At 35.9% G+C, this 17929-nt stretch carries 10 protein-coding genes; all 10 read right to left on the reverse strand.

The genetic code is table 11. The features are described 5' to 3' along the window. Window positions 1–111: 111 nt before the first annotated feature. Complete coding sequence (locus HMPREF1495_RS12115; protein ID WP_442911241.1) at window positions 112–7314, reverse strand: helicase-related protein; 7203 nt, start codon at window positions 7312–7314, stop codon at window positions 112–114. 338 nt (window positions 7315–7652) lie between these two features. Then, window positions 7653–8111 carry a TnpV protein gene (locus HMPREF1495_RS14430; RefSeq protein ID WP_442911242.1) on the reverse strand — a complete coding sequence of 153 codons (459 nt, stop codon included), beginning with the start codon at window positions 8109–8111 and terminating at the stop codon, window positions 7653–7655. Between the two features lie 1854 nt (window positions 8112–9965). Further along, window positions 9966–10769, reverse strand: coding sequence for a hypothetical protein (locus HMPREF1495_RS12120; RefSeq protein WP_034215254.1), 804 nt, complete (start codon window positions 10767–10769; stop codon window positions 9966–9968). Between the two features lie 33 nt (window positions 10770–10802). Then, the gene (locus HMPREF1495_RS12125; RefSeq protein WP_034215258.1) at window positions 10803–11354 is read right to left on the reverse strand and encodes a hypothetical protein; all 552 of its coding nucleotides are present in this window, start codon (window positions 11352–11354) and stop codon (window positions 10803–10805) included. Between the two features lie 3 nt (window positions 11355–11357). Beyond that, the gene (locus tag HMPREF1495_RS12130) at window positions 11358–13079 is read right to left on the reverse strand and encodes a DNA topoisomerase 3 (RefSeq protein ID WP_034215261.1); all 1722 of its coding nucleotides are present in this window, start codon (window positions 13077–13079) and stop codon (window positions 11358–11360) included. A gap of 127 nt (window positions 13080–13206) precedes the next feature. Continuing rightward, window positions 13207–14487, reverse strand: coding sequence for an AAA family ATPase (locus HMPREF1495_RS12135; protein ID WP_330368743.1), 1281 nt, complete (start codon window positions 14485–14487; stop codon window positions 13207–13209). 377 nt (window positions 14488–14864) lie between these two features. Beyond that, a complete protein-coding gene (locus HMPREF1495_RS12140) occupies window positions 14865–15218 on the reverse strand; it encodes a cupin domain-containing protein (protein ID WP_034215265.1) in 354 nt (117 codons plus the stop codon). Window positions 15219–15220: 2 nt separating this feature from the next. Beyond that, window positions 15221–16654, reverse strand: coding sequence for a peptide-methionine (S)-S-oxide reductase MsrA (gene msrA, locus HMPREF1495_RS12145; protein WP_034215267.1), 1434 nt, complete (start codon window positions 16652–16654; stop codon window positions 15221–15223). Between the two features lie 110 nt (window positions 16655–16764). Continuing rightward, a complete protein-coding gene (locus HMPREF1495_RS12150) occupies window positions 16765–17643 on the reverse strand; it encodes a CD1107 family mobile element protein (protein ID WP_034215269.1) in 879 nt (292 codons plus the stop codon). Then, on the reverse strand, window positions 17630–17920 hold the full coding sequence (locus tag HMPREF1495_RS12155) for a hypothetical protein (RefSeq protein ID WP_034215272.1): 291 nt from the start codon (window positions 17918–17920) through the stop codon (window positions 17630–17632). The genes HMPREF1495_RS12150 and HMPREF1495_RS12155 overlap by 14 nt, the downstream gene beginning before the upstream one ends. Between the last annotated feature and the right edge of the window lie 9 nt (window positions 17921–17929).

Consider the following 17929-nt stretch of genomic DNA (forward strand, 5'->3'; position numbering starts at 1 on the left):
AATTCCTCCATTCTGTCTTTACAGTTTATTTTTCTATTAAAGATTGAGAAAAGAGTACCACTAAAAGATACTCTCTTCCAATATTTTCATATGATATTTTTTATCTGAATCCTACCTTGCATCCTCAAAGTATTCTAATTGATTTTCCCTTACACCTATTTGACTTACTTGTTCCTTATACCCGTTTAATTTTTCTACTACAGAGTTTCTATCTCTTTTATTAAGATCTCCGATACTTTGTACCTTACTGTCTCTAAAGTCGGCATCGTACCTGTCTGCTACACCGTCCAAGTCTGTATCTTTTTCTAACGGATCATAGAAATTTCCCTCATCATCAATTTCAAGCCCCAGTACCTCTTTTAACTTTTCTTCATCCACATAGATAAGCTCATTAAAATCCCAAAAACCTATGTTTGCCTTTATTTGCACAAGCTCTCTTCTATCGCTTGCATCAAGAGGATCATAGGTATACTGAAAGCTGTTAACTAAAGTATTATCAACATAAGTGTTTAATTTATAATTGATTAAATCAAGGCTTGTCTGTATTTCATGCTTTTCATCCGGCGTAGTCGTATAAGCAAGCCTTATATCGTTTAAGTCGGGAAACAAAGTATCAAAATCCTCTACACTATGATTTTCCTCATACTCTTTATTTAAAAAGTGAATCAATTCTTCTTTTACTTCTTCAAGTAACGGATTTTTTTCCTCTGTTACTGCTTCTTTTTGCCCCATATCAAGTAGATTATTTACCTCTGCAAGTCTTAGTGTCTTTTCTTTTAGAAGTTCATCCTGTGGAAATTTCTTCCCGATTTCAAGTTTTGCGGTTTCTAGTTGACTTTCGGTATCACTAAGCTTACCTAAAGTTTGCTCCAGTCTCTCAGGCATTCTATCAAGGACATTATCCATTCTCGTTATATTTCCGATACCGTCCGTTCCAAATTCACCATAATGATTCTCTTCGCCTTTTAGATTAAATTTATACTGATTGGAAAAGCTGTCATAGTATGCAAATAAATCAAAGTTTCTGTACTCTCCGATTTTTACTTCTTCCGACTTAAAATCATCCGTCTTTTTTATGCTTTTTATCTTGCTTATCAAAAATTCTCCGGCTTGTCTTTTATCAGTATATTTTTTTCCGCCAAGAATAAGAGAGGTGAATTTTGATACTGTTTCTTTATCCGACTTTTTCTCTATCTCCATTAAATTTTCTCCTACATTCTCCAAACTTGACTGAATATATACTGCCTTATCTATATTTTCTTCTCTATATGGCTCTACTGCTTTTATATCTTTTTTCAGGTTTTCTATTTTATTTTTTAAATTTTCTATTTCCTTAGGGTAAACCTTTACCACCTTATCCTCAAGTTTATACAGGTTTGATTTGAAGTTGGACTCAAGCATTTTTAGCTTGGATACCTCGACATCAAGATCCATCTTCTCACGAATTAAAGGATTACCTGTCGCAAGTGCCTTTATTTCAGCATAATTTAATGTAGCCTCATCCACATCTTCTGCAACTCTTACCGGTGTTTTACTTGTCATTATCTGTGAAATATACTTTTGTTTATTTTCAAGTGTTTGAAAAAGATAAGCATCAAAGGTATTCTCAGTTACATATCTGAAGATATAAACATCCTTATTTTCATTTCCCTGTCTTACGATTCTTCCGGCTCTTTGTGCCAGATCCGCAGGTCTCCATGGGACATCAAGATCGTGAATGGCAATGAGTTTATCTTGTGCATTGGTTCCCGCTCCCATTTTCTGTGTAGAGCCTAAAAGCACACGAATTTCTCCTTTCCTTACCTTACCAAAAATAGCATCCTTTTCACTGTTGTTATTTGCATTATGGATAAATTCAATTTCTTCTTTTGGAATTCCCATTGTAATGAGTTTGTTCCTAATATCATCATAAATATTAAACTCGCTTGAGGGTGTGGACATATCACAAAAGACAAGCTGAGCCGACCTTTTATCTGCATATTTATCCCATATGCTGAAGATATTTTTTACACAAGTATTTACCTTGCTGTTCTCATCATCGGGAAGTAAGGGATTTATAAGCCTCTGATCAAGTGCCATCTTCTTTCCGTCATTAGTAATAAGCAGCATATTATCGACAGAGGAATCCACCTGTTTTGCTCGAACCTTATCCGCCCTTTCTGAAAAAGTTTCAAGTATTTGCTTTTGCTCCTCGGTAGGCTTTGTCTTTATGGTTTCAAAATGTGCATTTGGAACGGGAAGATTTAATACATCCGCCGTTTTTATATCCATGAACTGCTTAACCATGTTCATAAGCTCCGGGAGGTTGTAAAACTTTGAAAATCTTGTCTTAATTCTATATCCGTTCCCTTCAGGATTAAGCTCTATTGCCGTAACCGTTTCTCCAAAGGTAGATGCCCACGAATCAAAGTGCTGAAGGTGCATTTTTTTAAGTCCGTCATACTGAAGATACCTTTGCATGGTATAAAGTTCAGCCATACTGTTGCTAACCGGAGTTCCTGTTGCAAAAACAACTCCCTTACCACCTGTTATCTCATCCATATATCTGCACTTCATAAGCATATCACTTGACTTTTGCGAATCCGTTGCACTGATTCCTGAAACATTTCTCATTTTTGAAAACAGGTACAGATTTTTATATGCATGGGCTTCATCCACAAAAAGCTTATCAATTCCCAGTTCCTCAAAGGTTACCACATCATCTTTTTTATAATCATCATTAAGTTTCTTTAATTTTGCTTCCAGACTTTTCTTTGTTTTTTCAAGCTGTTTTACACTAAATCTTTGATCCCTGTCTCTTTTATACTCTCCAATAAATTCCACAATCTCATCGATCTGACTTTTAAGTTCATACTCCTGTCTTTCCTTTGAAATCGGAATTTTCTCAAATTGACTATGTCCGATAATCACCGCATCATAGTCTCCTGTTGCAATCCTACTGCAAAATCTTTTCCGCTTGTCCGGTGTAAAGTCCTTTTCCGTAGCACAAAGTATATTGGCTGCCGGATAAAGCTCGTTAAACTCACGCCCGAACTGTTCCACGATATGATTTGGAACTACAAACATGGCTTTAGAACTCATCCCAAGCCTTTTAGACTCCATCGCAATTCCTATCATCTCAAAAGTCTTTCCCGCCCCTACTTCATGTGCAAGCAGGGTATTCCCTCCAAAAAGTCCCCTTGCTATTGCATCTTTTTGATGTGGTCTAAGCTTAATTTCAGGATTTATCCCATCAAAAGGCAAATGGCTTCCGTCATACTCCCTTAATCGAAGGGAATTAAATCTTTCATTATATTTTTTCACCAGTCTGTTTCTTCTGTCCACATCCTCAAAGATCCAGTTTTTAAATTCTTCTTTTATAATTTCCTGTTTACTCCTTGCAAGCATGGTCTCTTTTTGATTTAGAACTGATGTTTTTCTTCCATCCGAATCAATGATCTGGTCATATACTTTGGTATCTCTAAGATTTAGACTATCCTCTATAAGCTTATATGCACTCACTCTGCTTGTTCCATAGGTGAAATTAGCCAGGTCGTTATTTTTATCTGTGCTTTTTCCCTCTACCCTATACTCTCCCGTAAAATCAGTATATTTAATATCTATATTCCATCTGTTTGATGCGGAGGTCTTTAACAGATTAAACATAAAGCTCTTATAGTCTTTTTCAGGTATCCATGTAGAACCCATCTTGACAGTTATATCACTTGCTTCAAGAGTTTTCGGCATTACTTCTTCTAACTTTTTCTTTTGATAATTAAGAGCTGATAATTCCTGTTTTAATACCGAAATTTTCTCTGTTATTTCTGATTTATGTGATAATTCTTCCTGCTTGGATCTTCCCCCGTCAATACCCGATTGTAATACCTGAGGCTTATCTAACTCCTCTTTATTTTTATTAATTTCATAATCTATATTTTTTATATATGCATCTACTACTTCAATTTTTTCTCTGATATTACCTGATAAGTATTCATCTGCACTGACATAATCTCTTGAAAAATCTCCCAAATCTAAAGCTGATAAAAAAGGCGTAATATCACTTGGTTCAAAACTGTCAAGATTTAGGAATATCTCCCCTTTTAGTCCTTCTATCAGCTCTTTTCTTATATTTCCTGTAAGCTCCTCCATATACTCAAGGTTGACATTTCCCTTTTGAGATATGGAAAGGATCAGTGCCTCGGTTAAGTTATCCGTATGTTCTATTAATTCCGCTTTTTTAATGGTTCTTTTTGTGAAAATATCAGACTTGCCGATAAAGTTACCCTCTTTATTAAGGTTTTCCAAGGTGGACACTAAAGAGTAGTTGGCATCCTCCTGGAGTAGTCTTTTATTTGCTCTTGAATTAATCAATCCATACTTACCTGAAAAATCATCATAAAGCTTATTTAATCTGCTTTGTAATGCTTTAATTTCTCCTTCCGGATAATCTTCCTTTTGATAGGTAATTACTCCTCTTAATACTTTTTCTATTTCAAGATATGCCCCTATCTTCTCCTCATCAGCCTTATTTAGAAGTACCCTTTGCATAATTGAGTTTTCTCTAAAGTACACCTTATCTTCAATCACTACATAGGAATAATTTTTAACATTGTCATCAGCCGGAAGTGTTTCTGTTTCAAGTTCTTCGTTTAACTTCGCCTTTTCATAAGTAACTTTTATATTTTTAATTGCATCCTCAAGCTGTTCTTTTATCGGTTTACTTTCATCTGCAATGCAAGAAAGAGTAGTGCCAAACCTTCCTGGTACTTCCTGCATATTTCCAAGTACCATATGTGGATTATCTACAAAGTATTTGTTATAGCTTAGTCCCTTCCTGTCCTTATCAATCTTAACCCAGTCCTCATCTATCTTTAACAGCCTGTCCCTTTTCTTTAGGAAAATAATATCACTTGTAACCTCTGTACCGGCTTCACCTTTAAATATATTATTCGGCAGTCTTATTGCTCCCAGAAACTCTGCCCGCTCACTGATATATCTTCTTATATCCTCATTTCTTTTATCCATTGTGCCTGATGAAGTTATAAAAGCAATTATTCCTCCGTTACGCACCTTATCCAGTGTTTTAGCAAAAAAATAATCGTGAATAAGAAAGTTGTTTTTTTCATATTCACGATCGGATACCCTATACTCTCCAAAGGGTACATTTCCTACAGCTATGTCAAAAAGATTATTTGAAAAAGCAGTCTTTTCAAAGCCTTTTACCTGAATGTTTGAATTGGGATAAAGCTTTTTAGCAATCTGTCCGCTGATACTGTCAAGTTCTATGCCGTAAAACTTTGATTTTTGCATTGATCCGGGTAGATTTCCTATAAATCTTCCTGTTCCCATACTTGGCTCTAAGATATTTCCACTCTCAAATCCCATATCGGATAAAGTATGATAAATAGCATCTATTACTACCTTAGGTGTATAAAAGGCGGTAAGCGTACTCTCTTTGGCAGCTTCATACTCTGAAGGTAATAGGTTTTCTTTTAAGAACATCCTTGCTTCCTTCCACTGACCACCCCGCTCTTCATCAAAGACATCTGAAAGTCCTCCCCAACCTACATATTTGCTTAAAATATCCTGCTCTTCTTTACTTGCATTTCTGTTTTCTTTATCAAGCTGTTTTAGTACCTTTATTGCTTCGATATTGTTTTTTAATCGTTCTGACGGTGGTAGGACTTCATCTTCTCTTGTTATCCTGTAATTGACAGGGGAGATATTTTTCACATATTCTCTGCTTGTATATGTTTCTTCTTGCTTTGGTATTTCACTTAAGGCTTCTTTATTTAAGACAGATAACTCTTCTTTATCTACACTCTCCTTTAGTGATTTTTCTGCTATAGAAAGTATCTCAAAATCAAGTTCATTTTCATTTCTAAATGTCAGAATCTCACTTCCTGTAATAAATCCGGTAAGATACCCCTCATTATCATCCAATTTTATTGTCTTATAGCTTCCATAATCCTTTATTTCCGAAATCAGGTATTCCTTTCCTTGATATCTTACCTGCATACCTTCTTTAAAAATCGGCTCATTTACATTTTCTTGTTCATTTGCCTTTTTAATCTGCCCATTTATATAACCTGTAAGAAGTACATTTCTATGGTTATCATCAAGTAAATAGGGAAGATTTTGTAGCATCTTTTTGTAACTGTCATAAGATATTGCTACATTACTATTTAATAAATATCCGTTATACCTTAAAAGCTGCTTTAATTCTCGGTTTTTCATGTCTAAGACAAGTTCAGCTTCATACCCGGTTTTCCCGTCTATGCTGTTTCTTATATGCTCCGGTACTTTCAAGTCTTCTTTACTTACAGCTTTTTTAAGCAAAGTAAATTCTTCTTTTTGTGGGTTTAATTGATATTCATCCTCTTTCTTTCCTTCTTTAAAAGTCAAAGCAGATATAATCTCATTCTTAGCTCTAAGCTCTGATGCATTTTTATTTTCTTCTTCTCTTTGTATATCAGGATTAATGTCGGTACCGTTTTCTTTATCCGTTATATCCTGTTCTTCTTCCGGATTAAAATTCCCCGACTCTATATTTTCTTCTTTTGATTTTAGCTGTTTTTGCACATCGGACACAACACCCTTATTTTCATATCGATCATTCTTTATTAAGTCTTTAATCCTTACTGCCACTTGACTCCAGCTAAGCATAACTTCCGGAGAGTTTCCCTTTTTAAGCCCGATTCCCTTAGCATCATGCCATTCACTGCTTTCCATATTTCCTGATAAAGCATGAGTTCTTCCACCTGTGCCGTACTCATTTTTTAAAAACTCCGCCTGTTCTGAAAGTGTATGATTTTCTCTAAAAAAGTCGGCAATCCGTTTTTCACCTCCTGAAATACCACTTCCTCTTCTTAAATTTTCATCTATCTCATCTTCTGTGATAAATTCTTTTATCTTTGGTAGTTCAATAAGACCTGAACTAAATTCCTTCCTTGGTATCTCCAAATCATTCAGACTTTTTAAAATCTCTTCCACCTTGTGAAAATGAAATCTTAATATCCCCTTATTTTCCATATAGTCCTGTATAAATATACTATATTCTTCTCTAAGCTTATTTCTAAATTCAGGACTTCTAAGCTTTTCTGAAAGTTCTTCGGTTTCGTCAGGAAATCCGATTTTTTCTGTTCGGTCAAGAACCTGTAGGTAAGCTTCTTTTACATCATCTGCAAAATCTCTTTTTAAGTACCACAATTTTTCTACAAGTTCTTTTCTTTCATAGGAAAAGGCTTCCGCCACCTCTACATTGGTTGCATATTCACTGCTTTCAATAAGTTCTTCTATACGTTTCGCTGCATTACTCCATGATAAAATCTGCATAGGATTTGTTTTTGATGAAATGTCATTGGATAAGTAAACGCCTTCTTTATCATACCATGCACAAACCTTATTCCCGGCTACCTCATAACCATTTCCACCTCTAAAGTTGCTTTTAAGGAAATCAGCTAATTCTTCTACACCTTTTCCTTTAGAATACTCAGCCAAAATCTTTAATCTTAGGTTTTCTTTATTTCCTCCATAAATTAAAACCGTGTCTATTTCTTTTTGCTGTAAGGGTAAGTTAAATCTCACCTGACCGCCTTCATTCCCGGCAAAAGAAAAGGAAGTCTTTTCAACTTCCCTTTCAATATTTCTGATATTTAGTTGTGAATCACTTTCTATACCCAGATTATCTGTTCCAGTACCATTCTTGTCAGTGTCATATCGAGATTTTTCTTCAGTCCCGTGTATTTCAGAAAATCCTCCGACTTCAGTTCGTTTGTAAGCCCCCAAGCCTGCATCATTTTCGGCTCTTCCTTCTCCAAAAACTCCTGTGCCTGCTCCTCTATATTTAAAAGATGCTCCATCAGTGTCTCTTTGTAATACATGCTCTGATACTGATTCTCCCTGTTCTCCTTCAGGAATTTGAGCCTCTCCCTGCCAAATCTGTTCAGTCTGCTCTGATCTATTATCTTTGGCATCTTGATATTCGATATCAAAACTTCCTCTCCATCTTCCATCTTCTCCAAACTGTATGTTCCCCCCTGTTTCTCGAACAGATTCTCTTTGATTACTGGAATGTAGGTTTCTTCCTCCAAAAGATATTCCCTGTCCGCCAGTATTACTGTTTCTCTCATCAGCCAAGCCTCCTTTATTTTCTTCTATCTCATTATTTATTACTCCGGTATTTTCACTGCTATCATTTACATTATAATGCTCCTTGTCGGTCTTTGTCTGCTCTTTTATCTCTATTTCTTTAATTTTTTCTCTATCACTTATTTTCTGTATTTCTCTTCCGATAGCTATAAGCATTTCTTTGGAAATTAAAGATATTTCTCCAAGGATGCTGTCAATATCCTGTCCATGCTTAATACCTGATACTGTTTTCAGTTTGCCCTCATCAACAGGAATACCTATATCCATTCTTTGTGCAAGTGAAATCTTTATGGATTCTGTGATAAATTGCATCAATTCTACTTTGGTATAACTCTTAAGCGTATCATCCGTCATCATATCAAAGATGGTATATATCTTTTTCCTAACATATAAATCTATAAGTGCATTTATCTTTTCTTCCTGTGAAAAAAGCAGCCTGCTGTTTCTTTCTTTAAAGTTGTCAATCAGTAAATCAATAGCCAAAGCATGCTTCTCGGGTTCATATTTCCACAGTTTTACTTCATTGATCTTATTTCCTATACTTACTGTTTGGCTGACATCAAATACATACTTCACCTTTGGTAGTCTCATGCTTAAATCAAGAATCGGTATTCCCTTTTCTCCTCTTTTTACACTTCTTCCAAGTTTTTTCCAAAAATCATACTCCGCACAGGCAGTTGCTCTCTTGTAGGTACTGTAAATACTTAACTGGTGCATATATGAGTATTTATAGTTGTTTCCCATTGTCTTTAGAAAATCTTTGTAGGCACTTACATCCCTTCTTATTTCCTCTAACGAGTGAGATAAAATATCACCGATTTTTTCAGTTGAATATCTTGGCATCTTTCCCTCCTTCTTATTATTTTCAGTCTCTTCTTGCTTTATATCTTTTGCAATATCAGCCTTTTCTTTATTCCAATCATAAAACTTGCTTATTCCGTTCATTGCCCTGTCTGCAATATAGTGTATATAGTCTGTACTACCTCGCCTTTTATACCACTTGTTTCTTTTAAGTCCGCCTCTTTCCATAAGGCTGATTGACGCTTCCACATCTGCGGTGTAATAAAGCAACCTTCCAAGCATAAAAAAATCAGCCTCAGATTGGCTGTTAAAATAGTTTTGATAATTCCCGTTATATATTTGTCTTAGATCTTCTCCGCTATAGTTAAAGTATCCCCTATTAAAAAGTATGTTAAGAATATCATTTTGCGAGAACCTGTTTTTATAAGCCAAACTACTTGGATTTAGATTAATCCTACCCGCTTTGCCTTCTACGGAGTCTATACTTGGCATATATATTTGATAAAGCGGTAATAATTCCTGATTGATATTTACTATTTTACTTCTGTCTTTATCCTTTAATATATTGCCGGTTATTGTAAAAAATCTGTCCCTGTCATAAATTTCAAGGTTTTTATACCTTTTTCTTTCTCCCGGCATCTTACCCTTTCCTATAAAATGTAATCCTGTTTTTGACGGAGAGATTTCCGCATAGGTGGAAATCCCTCTTAAAAAGTTAGCTGTCATGGAAGCAGCATTAAAGTCCATACTGTATTCCATTATTTCATCACTTACCTTATCTATATCAATTCCTATATACCCGTCCCCTAAGAAAAATCCCAAGCCGGTTCCTTGATTTTTACATAAAGCATCCATGCAATCATCAAAACTGTGCCAAGTTTTTCTATCATTTGACTTGGCAGGTTTTCCGTTTGGCATAATAGGCATTTTTGTGTTTTTTCCGTCTCTTACAATGATTTTATAAAGACACCATCTTTTCTCTCGCTTTAATTCATCAGGAATATTTTTATATTTGATAAGGTCGTCTTCTTTCATTATATTTCCATTCCCTTATCCTTTTTTACTGTCTTTTCTCCTTTCACATTTTCTTCCTGCCTGATCTTTTGCTGATTTTCTTTAAGTGTTTTTAATACGGAAGGTTTTCTTTCCATACTTTTAGGCTTTTTCTCATTGCTTTTTTGAATATTTGTACCTTGCCTTTCACCTCCATTTCTCACAGCTGTTTTTTCACTTGACTTAATGTCTTTATTTTCATTATCCGGTTGACTAATCTCTTCCTTATTTCCCTTATTTAATTTTTCCTCATCCTTTTGTATCTCTTTAGATAAGGTATCCAGTTTTTCAAGACAGTTATTAAGCTTCTTTTGCTGCTCCTTTATAAAACTTTGCATTGAGTTTACAAGTCCCTTTACAATTCCTATTTTCATCTCAACAAACTTTTCCTGTGCCTTCGTAAGGTTATAGGTAAGCTGGTGTTTCATGCTGTCATAAAGATTTTTAATACTTCCTACCGCCTTTTCCTGAAGATTAATAAGAGATTTTCCTACTGCCCTAATATCCTTGGCAATAAGTGAGCTAAGGCTTATATTATCTATTTCATTAAGTCTTTTGATTTCCGCCTTAAGACCTGTTATTTCATCTTTAAGTGCCTTTAACTCTTCAATATTTACATCAAAGTCATTATTTTTTAGCTCTTCTTTAAGCTCCCCGGCAATTTTAAGTTGTGTATCCGTATTATCTTCTAAAAAGTCGGCTGTTTTTGTATATTCTTTTTTGATCTCATTTATAACTTCCTTGGCCTGTTCTTCCTGTCTTTGAATGTTTTTATTATCGTTCATTTCATCCTCCTTAAATTCTGTTCTTTATTGTTTTTATAAGATCCATTGTAGTTGCGTAATTCCTGTATAACCTACTTCCCATATAAACCATGCAAATGCAATAGCATTGCTTTTATACTTTTCAAACTCGGCATTTTTAGCACAGTTAAGTCTTTTGGAAAATACATATACCTTTTTTATAGGATATTTTTTAAATAACTCATATCTTTTTTGTCCCTCCAAAAATGCTAAGCGAAAAAGCATTGCAATCTTTACTTTCGGGACAGATATTTCAAGGGCGTGTTTTAGAAATTCATCCGCACAAAAATAAGGCGGATTGGTTACTATGTCTAAGGTATTTTCCTTGACCGTAAAAAAATCCACCTCTCTTTTGCTTCCATATCCTCTGTAACAAATATCTTCAGCTTTTACCCTGTATCCATGCTCTCCCAGTACTTTTCCGATATGCCCCTGACCGCAGGCAGGCTCATATATTGTTTCTCTGAAATTTTCTCTTATTAAAAGCTCCTTTGTTGCTCTTTTATCTGTGGCATAAAAATCCAAGACCTCTCTGTCTTTATCAAGTTTCATCAATGTATCAAACATAGATTATCTTTCCTGATACTTGGCAACGGTTTCTTTTATCTCAGTTTCAATACCTGATAAAAATGCTTCATTTGATGCTTTACCCAGTGCTATATCAGATAAGTCCATTTCCCACTTTGCTGTTGTTTTAGCCGACTTAAAGTTATCCTCCACTATCTCTATAAGAGCTTTTCCTTTTTTGGTTGCAATAAGATTTTTCTTATCTCTTTCTATAAAATCCTTGGAAATCAGATTTTCTATAATACCTGCTCTTGTTGCCGGCGTTCCAAGTCCCCTTCGCTCAACCTCAATTCCCTTTTGCAGTGCATCATTACCTGCAATCTCCATAGCCTTAAGAAGAGTATCCTCTGTAAAATGCTTTGGTGGTGTCGTATATTTTTCTTTTATCTCTTTATCCTTGATTTTAAGTACATCTCCCACATTTAAATCCGGTAATACAACATCTTCATTTTTCTTTGAACCGTACTGTTTAAGATATTTTGTAAAACCTTCATCTGTAATAACCTTACCGTTTGCCTTAAATTCAAATACATCACCCTGACTTTCATATACAGCAACAATCTTTGTCATATTTTCAATTAGGGGATAGCCTGCACTTGCATGGAGTTTATTTAAGATAAGTTTATATATTTTTCTTTCACTTTCAGGAATTGTGGACATATCTTCCTCTAAAGAACTTACTGTAGGTATGATTGCATGGTGATCCGTTACCTTAGCTGAGTTAAAAATAACTTTAATTCTTTCTGTATCAAAGTCATTTTTGCCAAGTATGTTGTTTACCGTATTTATAATCATATCTTTCGACAGATATCGGCTGTCCGTTCTAGGATATGTAATCATTTTCTTTTCATAAAGGCTTTGTGCATAGTCAAGTGTCTGTTTTGCACTGTATCCGAAGTACTTGTTACATTCTCTTTGAAGTGTTGTTAAATCAAACGGCAAGTCAGGCTTTGTTATCTTCTCCTTTTTCTCCACATTTCTTACTATGATTTTATTTCCTACCACATTTACTAAATCTTCTACGATTTCAAGACTGTCTATTCTGTCTGTTGAAAGAGTAAAACCGGTAAAATAAAGCTCGCCTATATAATATTTTTCTTTCTTAAAAACCGCTATTTCATCATCTCTTTTTACTATCATGGCAAGTGTGGGTGTTTGTACTCTTCCAACAGAATAATTTTGATTGTAAATAAGGGAATAAAGCCTGCTCATGTTCATGCCGACAAGCCAATCCGCCTTACTTCTGGCAAGAGCTGATCGGTATAGAGCTTCATACTCTTTTCCATCTTTTAACTGCTTAAAGCCTTCTTTAATTGCCACATCTTCCATTGATGAGATCCAAAGTCTTTTGATATTCTTTTTACAACCTGCCTGCTCGTACACAAGCCTGAAGATTAACTCTCCCTCACGCCCCGCATCACAGGCATTAATAACCTCTTCAACCTCTTTAGAGTTCATCAGCTTTTTAAGAGTATTAAACTGACCCCTAGTTGCCTTTACAACCTCGTACTTATACTTGCTCGGAATAATCGGTAAATCCTCCAATCTCCACTTACCGTACTTTTCATCATAAGCTGAAGGACTTGCCATCTGTATCAAATGCCCCACACACCAGCTTACAATATATCCACCTCCCTCATAGTATCCGTTCTGCCTGCCGGTTGCACCAATAACCTTGGCAATACTCATTGCAACACTCGGCTTTTCACATATCACTAAATTCATTTATAAATCCTCCTTTTTTTGCATGAAAAAAGGCAATCAGAGTTTTTCCTTCTGATTACCTTTTGGTTTTACTATTTATTTTAAAATATAGCATTCCAAAGCAGTACGATAAATTGCTTTAGTACATTTATGCTTTTACCTTATTTATTACATAATTCGATAATTCTTCGACACTTTGCTTTTCATTTTCTATTATATACTTAACAATAATTTCCACTAAATTTTCTCGATCCTTCCTCATAGATTTAACTTCATTTATTAAGACACCATACAATGATTTTCCATCGTTATCTTTAGCTTTGACCTCTTTTTGATATTGGTTCAATATATCTAACAGCGGTCTCTTTTGAAATAAATACGTATCTAGTAGAATAAATAATTTTTTATCCTTATCGCGCACTAGCTTGGAATATAAATACTTTTCTAAACTTGCTATAGGAAGAAAATCTACTTTTATACCAGAATATTGTTTATGCCTTGAAAAAAAATCTGGCACTTCATCCTTAATATCTTTATCAAGAACAACCGCTAACTTTGTTCCTTTTTGCAAAAGATTAGATGTGGTAACATCATATGCCATTGTAATTGTGTTGGTCCATCCACCTGTTGGAAGTATTTTAATGCGTATATTGTTAACTAATTGTTTCTCTAATAACAACTTTTCTATTATTAATTTTGCTAAATCATCCTCGACAAGAATTACCATATCATTCCCATATCCATCATCGCCATATAAATTACGTGTAGCGTACGCAGGATAACAGGGATTAGTAACCATGATATCATTATCCCAAAATGAAGATAAATAAAATATATTTTGAGCTTTGATTTCTCTCAATAAATCAATTGAATGTGTAGAGAAAAAAATTGATAATTCTAGTTCTTCTGCAATATGTTTCAAGAAAACAACTAAACGTCTCAATGCTGATGAATGCAAAGCCAACTCTATCTCATCTAAAAAAACAATGCAAGGATATTCATTGTTTTTTTTTCTTCTTTTGCGAACATATTCAAGGGACTGCAAAATGCTTAACAGTAGGTTCTCCCCAGTAGACATTCTAGGCTGACTAATAAATTGATTTCCTGCCTTTTTTATACAAAATGCCTCTCTTGTCAATCCTATATTTTTTGCAGAGTTTTTCTTAACCAAAAATAATTCTTTATAAAATTCTTCATCATTTTTTAGAATTTGCCCTAAATTTTTATAAACAAACTCTCGTGCAGGTTCAAGGTCATTTTTAGTCAAATTATCCAATTTGTTGATTGTAGATATATTTGTATCCTTAAATCGATTACCAAATATTATACTTCCTTCATAAAATCCGCTAATATTCATCCTATTTTTAGAAGATTGGCTTGTCCACACTTTACCATTACATTCCCAACTTCTTGTCATTTCATTTAACATAAAATTAATACTTGCATTCTCTGGTCTTCCAAAAAATTCAATCATTGGCATTTGATAAAACACGGATGATGCACATGAAATAAGAGTACTTTTCCCCGATCCATTTTCTCCAGTAATTGCATATATACCGGATCGTAATGGGAATTCAAAATCTAATAGTTTTATCCCTTTAATATTTGTATTTTCATCTTAAGCACTTGTTCGTTCATGTGTACTCTCTCCTCATTTCTTTTATATTTTCTATTTAGATTTGAAAATAATATATGATTTATTATTATAATTCATAATCTAAAACTAAAGTTTCAACTCTTCAAATTCTAATTTAACCATATCTTGCTAAACTTGAATTTATCAAAACACATTCAAAAAAATGTATTTCATTCGCCTATAGGATCATAATCTGCCGGAACCGGTGCAACGATACTCACAAAAACTATATCCTCTGTTCCTGTGTTCATTGCGCCGTGACATGCACCTTTAGGAGAAACGATAACCTGTCCTTTTTTTAAGGGAATCTCTTTATCCGGTTCGGGATAGAATATTCCTTCTCCCTGTAAAATGATCCAGATATCATCAGAATTGTGGTGACGGTGCTTCTGCAAGGTTTGTCCCGGTTTAATCACCCACACCAACCCTCCTGTAGATTCTGTTTGGTAAAAAGGTGTTTTCTTTGCAGCTTTTTTGTCTTCTTGTTTTACCATGTCCATTTCATAGATTCTTTTTTCTTCCATTGCTATATGCCTCCTTGTATTGATTTTTGATTATTCTTACTCAAAGAGCTTCCGATACTCCCCATACCCTTGTTCTTCCAGTTCATCGTAGGGAATGAATCTAAGAGCTGCCGAGTTGATGCAATAACGCAGCCCGCCGGACTCGCGGGGACCATCGTTGAACACGTGACCCAGATGGGAATCCGCGCCGCTGCTGCGCACTTCCGTCCGGACCATACCATGTGAAGTGTCCACGGCCTCAGTGACAGCATCTTCCGCGATCGGCCTGGTGAACGCCGGCCAGCCACACCCAGAATTATACTATACTTGTCCATGGATGTAAAGAGCGGTTCGCCGCTGACAATGTCGACATAAAGGCCCTTTTCAAAGAAGTCGTCATACTCGCCGGTGAAGGCGTACTCCGTGGCGGCGTGCTGTGTGACCTCAAAGGCCAAATCGCCGATCCGCACCCGAAGTTCATCTGCAGATTCTTCTGCGCTGTTTTGCTGAAGATCAAAGTAACTGCGCGGGATATGGCAGTAGCCGCCGGGATTCTTGTCCAGATACTTCTGGTGATACTCTTCTGCGGGGAAGAAGTTTTCCAACGGAAGCAGTTCAACAGCAAGCCTGGCTCCGGCTTTCTCTTCCTCCGCCCGATAAACCGCTTCGATTTCCGGAAGCTGGTCTTCTTCCGTATAATAGATCCCCGTCCGGTACTGGATGCCTCGATCATTGCCCTGTTTGTTTACAGAGAGCGGATCGATCACCATGAAATAGTAATTCAGCAAATCAGTCAGAGAAATTACAGCAGGGTCATAGTCGACCCGCACTGTCTCGGCATGCCCGCTGCTGTTACAGACGTCCTGATAGGTCGGAGCTTCGTCAGGTCCGTTTGCATAACCTGCTTCTGTTCGGATTACGCCGACAAACTGATCAAAGAACTTCTGCGTTCCCCAGAAGCAGCCGCCTGCAAGATAGATTGTTTTTATATTCTCCGGTATCTCCATAGTAGTTTCTCCTGTCACGATCTCTCCGGACCAGGTGTTGATCCCGCCGAATTCGTAGATGTTGGTATATCCCATGTCCGCAAGCTTTTGCGCTGCTTGCTTGGATCTGTTCCCGCTTCGGCAGTAAATCAGGATGATCTGATCCAGATCCGGGAGTTCTTCCGGCCGCTCCGCTTCAATGCTCTCATTTGGAATTAGAATTGCGCCAGGAATATGGCCTGCATCGTATTCATCTTGCCTGCGGGCATCTACAATCACATGCCCGTCATCCCGGGTCATCATCTGCTTTGCCATATCTTGATCGATCTGATGATAGCTCTCGACCTCTTGCACTGAACCGGCAGTATTTACCAAACAACCAGTCAGAAGAAAAATGGTCATCAAAATCAAAAACAACGGTCTTGGAACACCTGAGCGCCCTTTTTCTACTATTGCTCTCATCTTTTTCATTCTATGTTACCTCGGTAAATTCTAATTTGTTGACTACTTGTATCAAATACAAGCTACGTAGATATCATACTATATATAAACAAAAAAGAACATATATTCTTTATCCTTTTTTACTCATCATAATCCTCCTCATAGGCATCTATTGCCATATCATCCACTTCCTCCTGTTCCTCTTCCTCCGGTATTTCTTCCGGTTCTTCTATATTATCCTCGCTTTCATAATCATCCTCAAGCTCATTATAATCTTCATCATCCTCACTTTCTTCCTGCTTTTTCTTGTAAATTTTAAAATAATATCCTGCTCCGACAACTGCCATGACAAGTAATCCTAAAAATATATAAAGCCCTGCTCCTTTACTTTCTTCTTTCTTTTTAGGCTCATCCTTTACCGGTTCTTCTTTTGTTGCTTCTGTTGGTGGCGGTACCTCTTCTATTTTTTTTACTTCCTCTTTAGGTTTTTCTTTTGCTTCAACCATATTTAGTAAATCATCTTCGCTAACCTCTGTAAGCAGCATGACATTTTGTCCTTCTTCATCATAATTAATGATTAGATGAAAGGTCTTTCCTGACTTTGTTTTAAATGTAATGAACTGTCTGGCATCAGCAAAATATTTACCACTTTCATCCCCCGTACTTTCTCCATGATAAATAGGATAGCTTTGATTGGCATTATTTACATTTTCTATAAGTTCCGCCTTTGCACTGCCTTCTACTGTAGGAATACCTTTATTTATACCATCACTTTGGCTGCCTACCTGATTATCACTTGGAGGCTCTTTTGCCTCCAGTTTATTAGGAAAGCGTACTTCTCTTTCCCCATTATCTTTTTCTAAGGCTGTTTCACGAGTCTCCTCACTTTCTATTTCACTTTCATTAACCTGTGCAAAAGTATATGTAGGGTAAACATTCCCTACAACAAACATCACAAGTAAGCAAATAACTCCTACCAATCTTTTCACCCTGTTCTTTTTAGATTTAGTTTCCTTCATTCATATCCTCCATGATTTTTTCTCTGTTTTCCTCTACTTCTTTAGAATCTTCCGGCTCTTTCATTTTCTTTTCGCTTTGCCTTTCCTTTTTGTAATTTCTCATCATTTCTAAAAACTCATCAAGTGAAATATCAATGCTCCTATATTCTTTTAGAACCTCAACCTGCTCCATTTCTTCCCGCTCTTCCTTAAGTATTTCCTGCCTCAACCTAAGTTCTTCTATTTTTTCTTCAATCGCCTTTTGATTTTCGATATTCTTTTGATATTTTTTATTCAACTTCTTCCT

Origin of the sequence: Lachnoanaerobaculum sp. MSX33 (assembly GCF_000512995.1) — a bacterium.
Taxonomy (GTDB): Bacteria; Bacillota; Clostridia; order Lachnospirales; family Lachnospiraceae; genus Lachnoanaerobaculum.

Coding starts and splice junctions, on each gene's coding strand:
- msrA (WP_034215267.1), bottom strand. CDS start 16,654: ATGAAAAAGATGAGAGCAATAGTAGAAAAAGGGCGCTCAGGTGTTCCA.
- HMPREF1495_RS12150 (WP_034215269.1), bottom strand. CDS start 17,643: ATGAAGGAAACTAAATCTAAAAAGAACAGGGTGAAAAGATTGGTAGGA.
- HMPREF1495_RS12140 (WP_034215265.1), bottom strand. CDS start 15,218: ATGGAAGAAAAAAGAATCTATGAAATGGACATGGTAAAACAAGAAGAC.
- HMPREF1495_RS12130 (WP_034215261.1), bottom strand. CDS start 13,079: ATGAATTTAGTGATATGTGAAAAGCCGAGTGTTGCAATGAGTATTGCC.
- HMPREF1495_RS12120 (WP_034215254.1), bottom strand. CDS start 10,769: ATGAACGATAATAAAAACATTCAAAGACAGGAAGAACAGGCCAAGGAA.
- HMPREF1495_RS14430 (WP_442911242.1), bottom strand. CDS start 8,111: ATGAGAGAAACAGTAATACTGGCGGACAGGGAATATCTTTTGGAGGAA.
- HMPREF1495_RS12125 (WP_034215258.1), bottom strand. CDS start 11,354: ATGTTTGATACATTGATGAAACTTGATAAAGACAGAGAGGTCTTGGAT.
- HMPREF1495_RS12115 (WP_442911241.1), bottom strand. CDS start 7,314: ATGCAGATTTTATCATGGAGTAATGCAGCGAAACGTATAGAAGAACTT.
- HMPREF1495_RS12135 (WP_330368743.1), bottom strand. CDS start 14,487: ATGTTAAATGAAATGACAAGAAGTTGGGAATGTAATGGTAAAGTGTGG.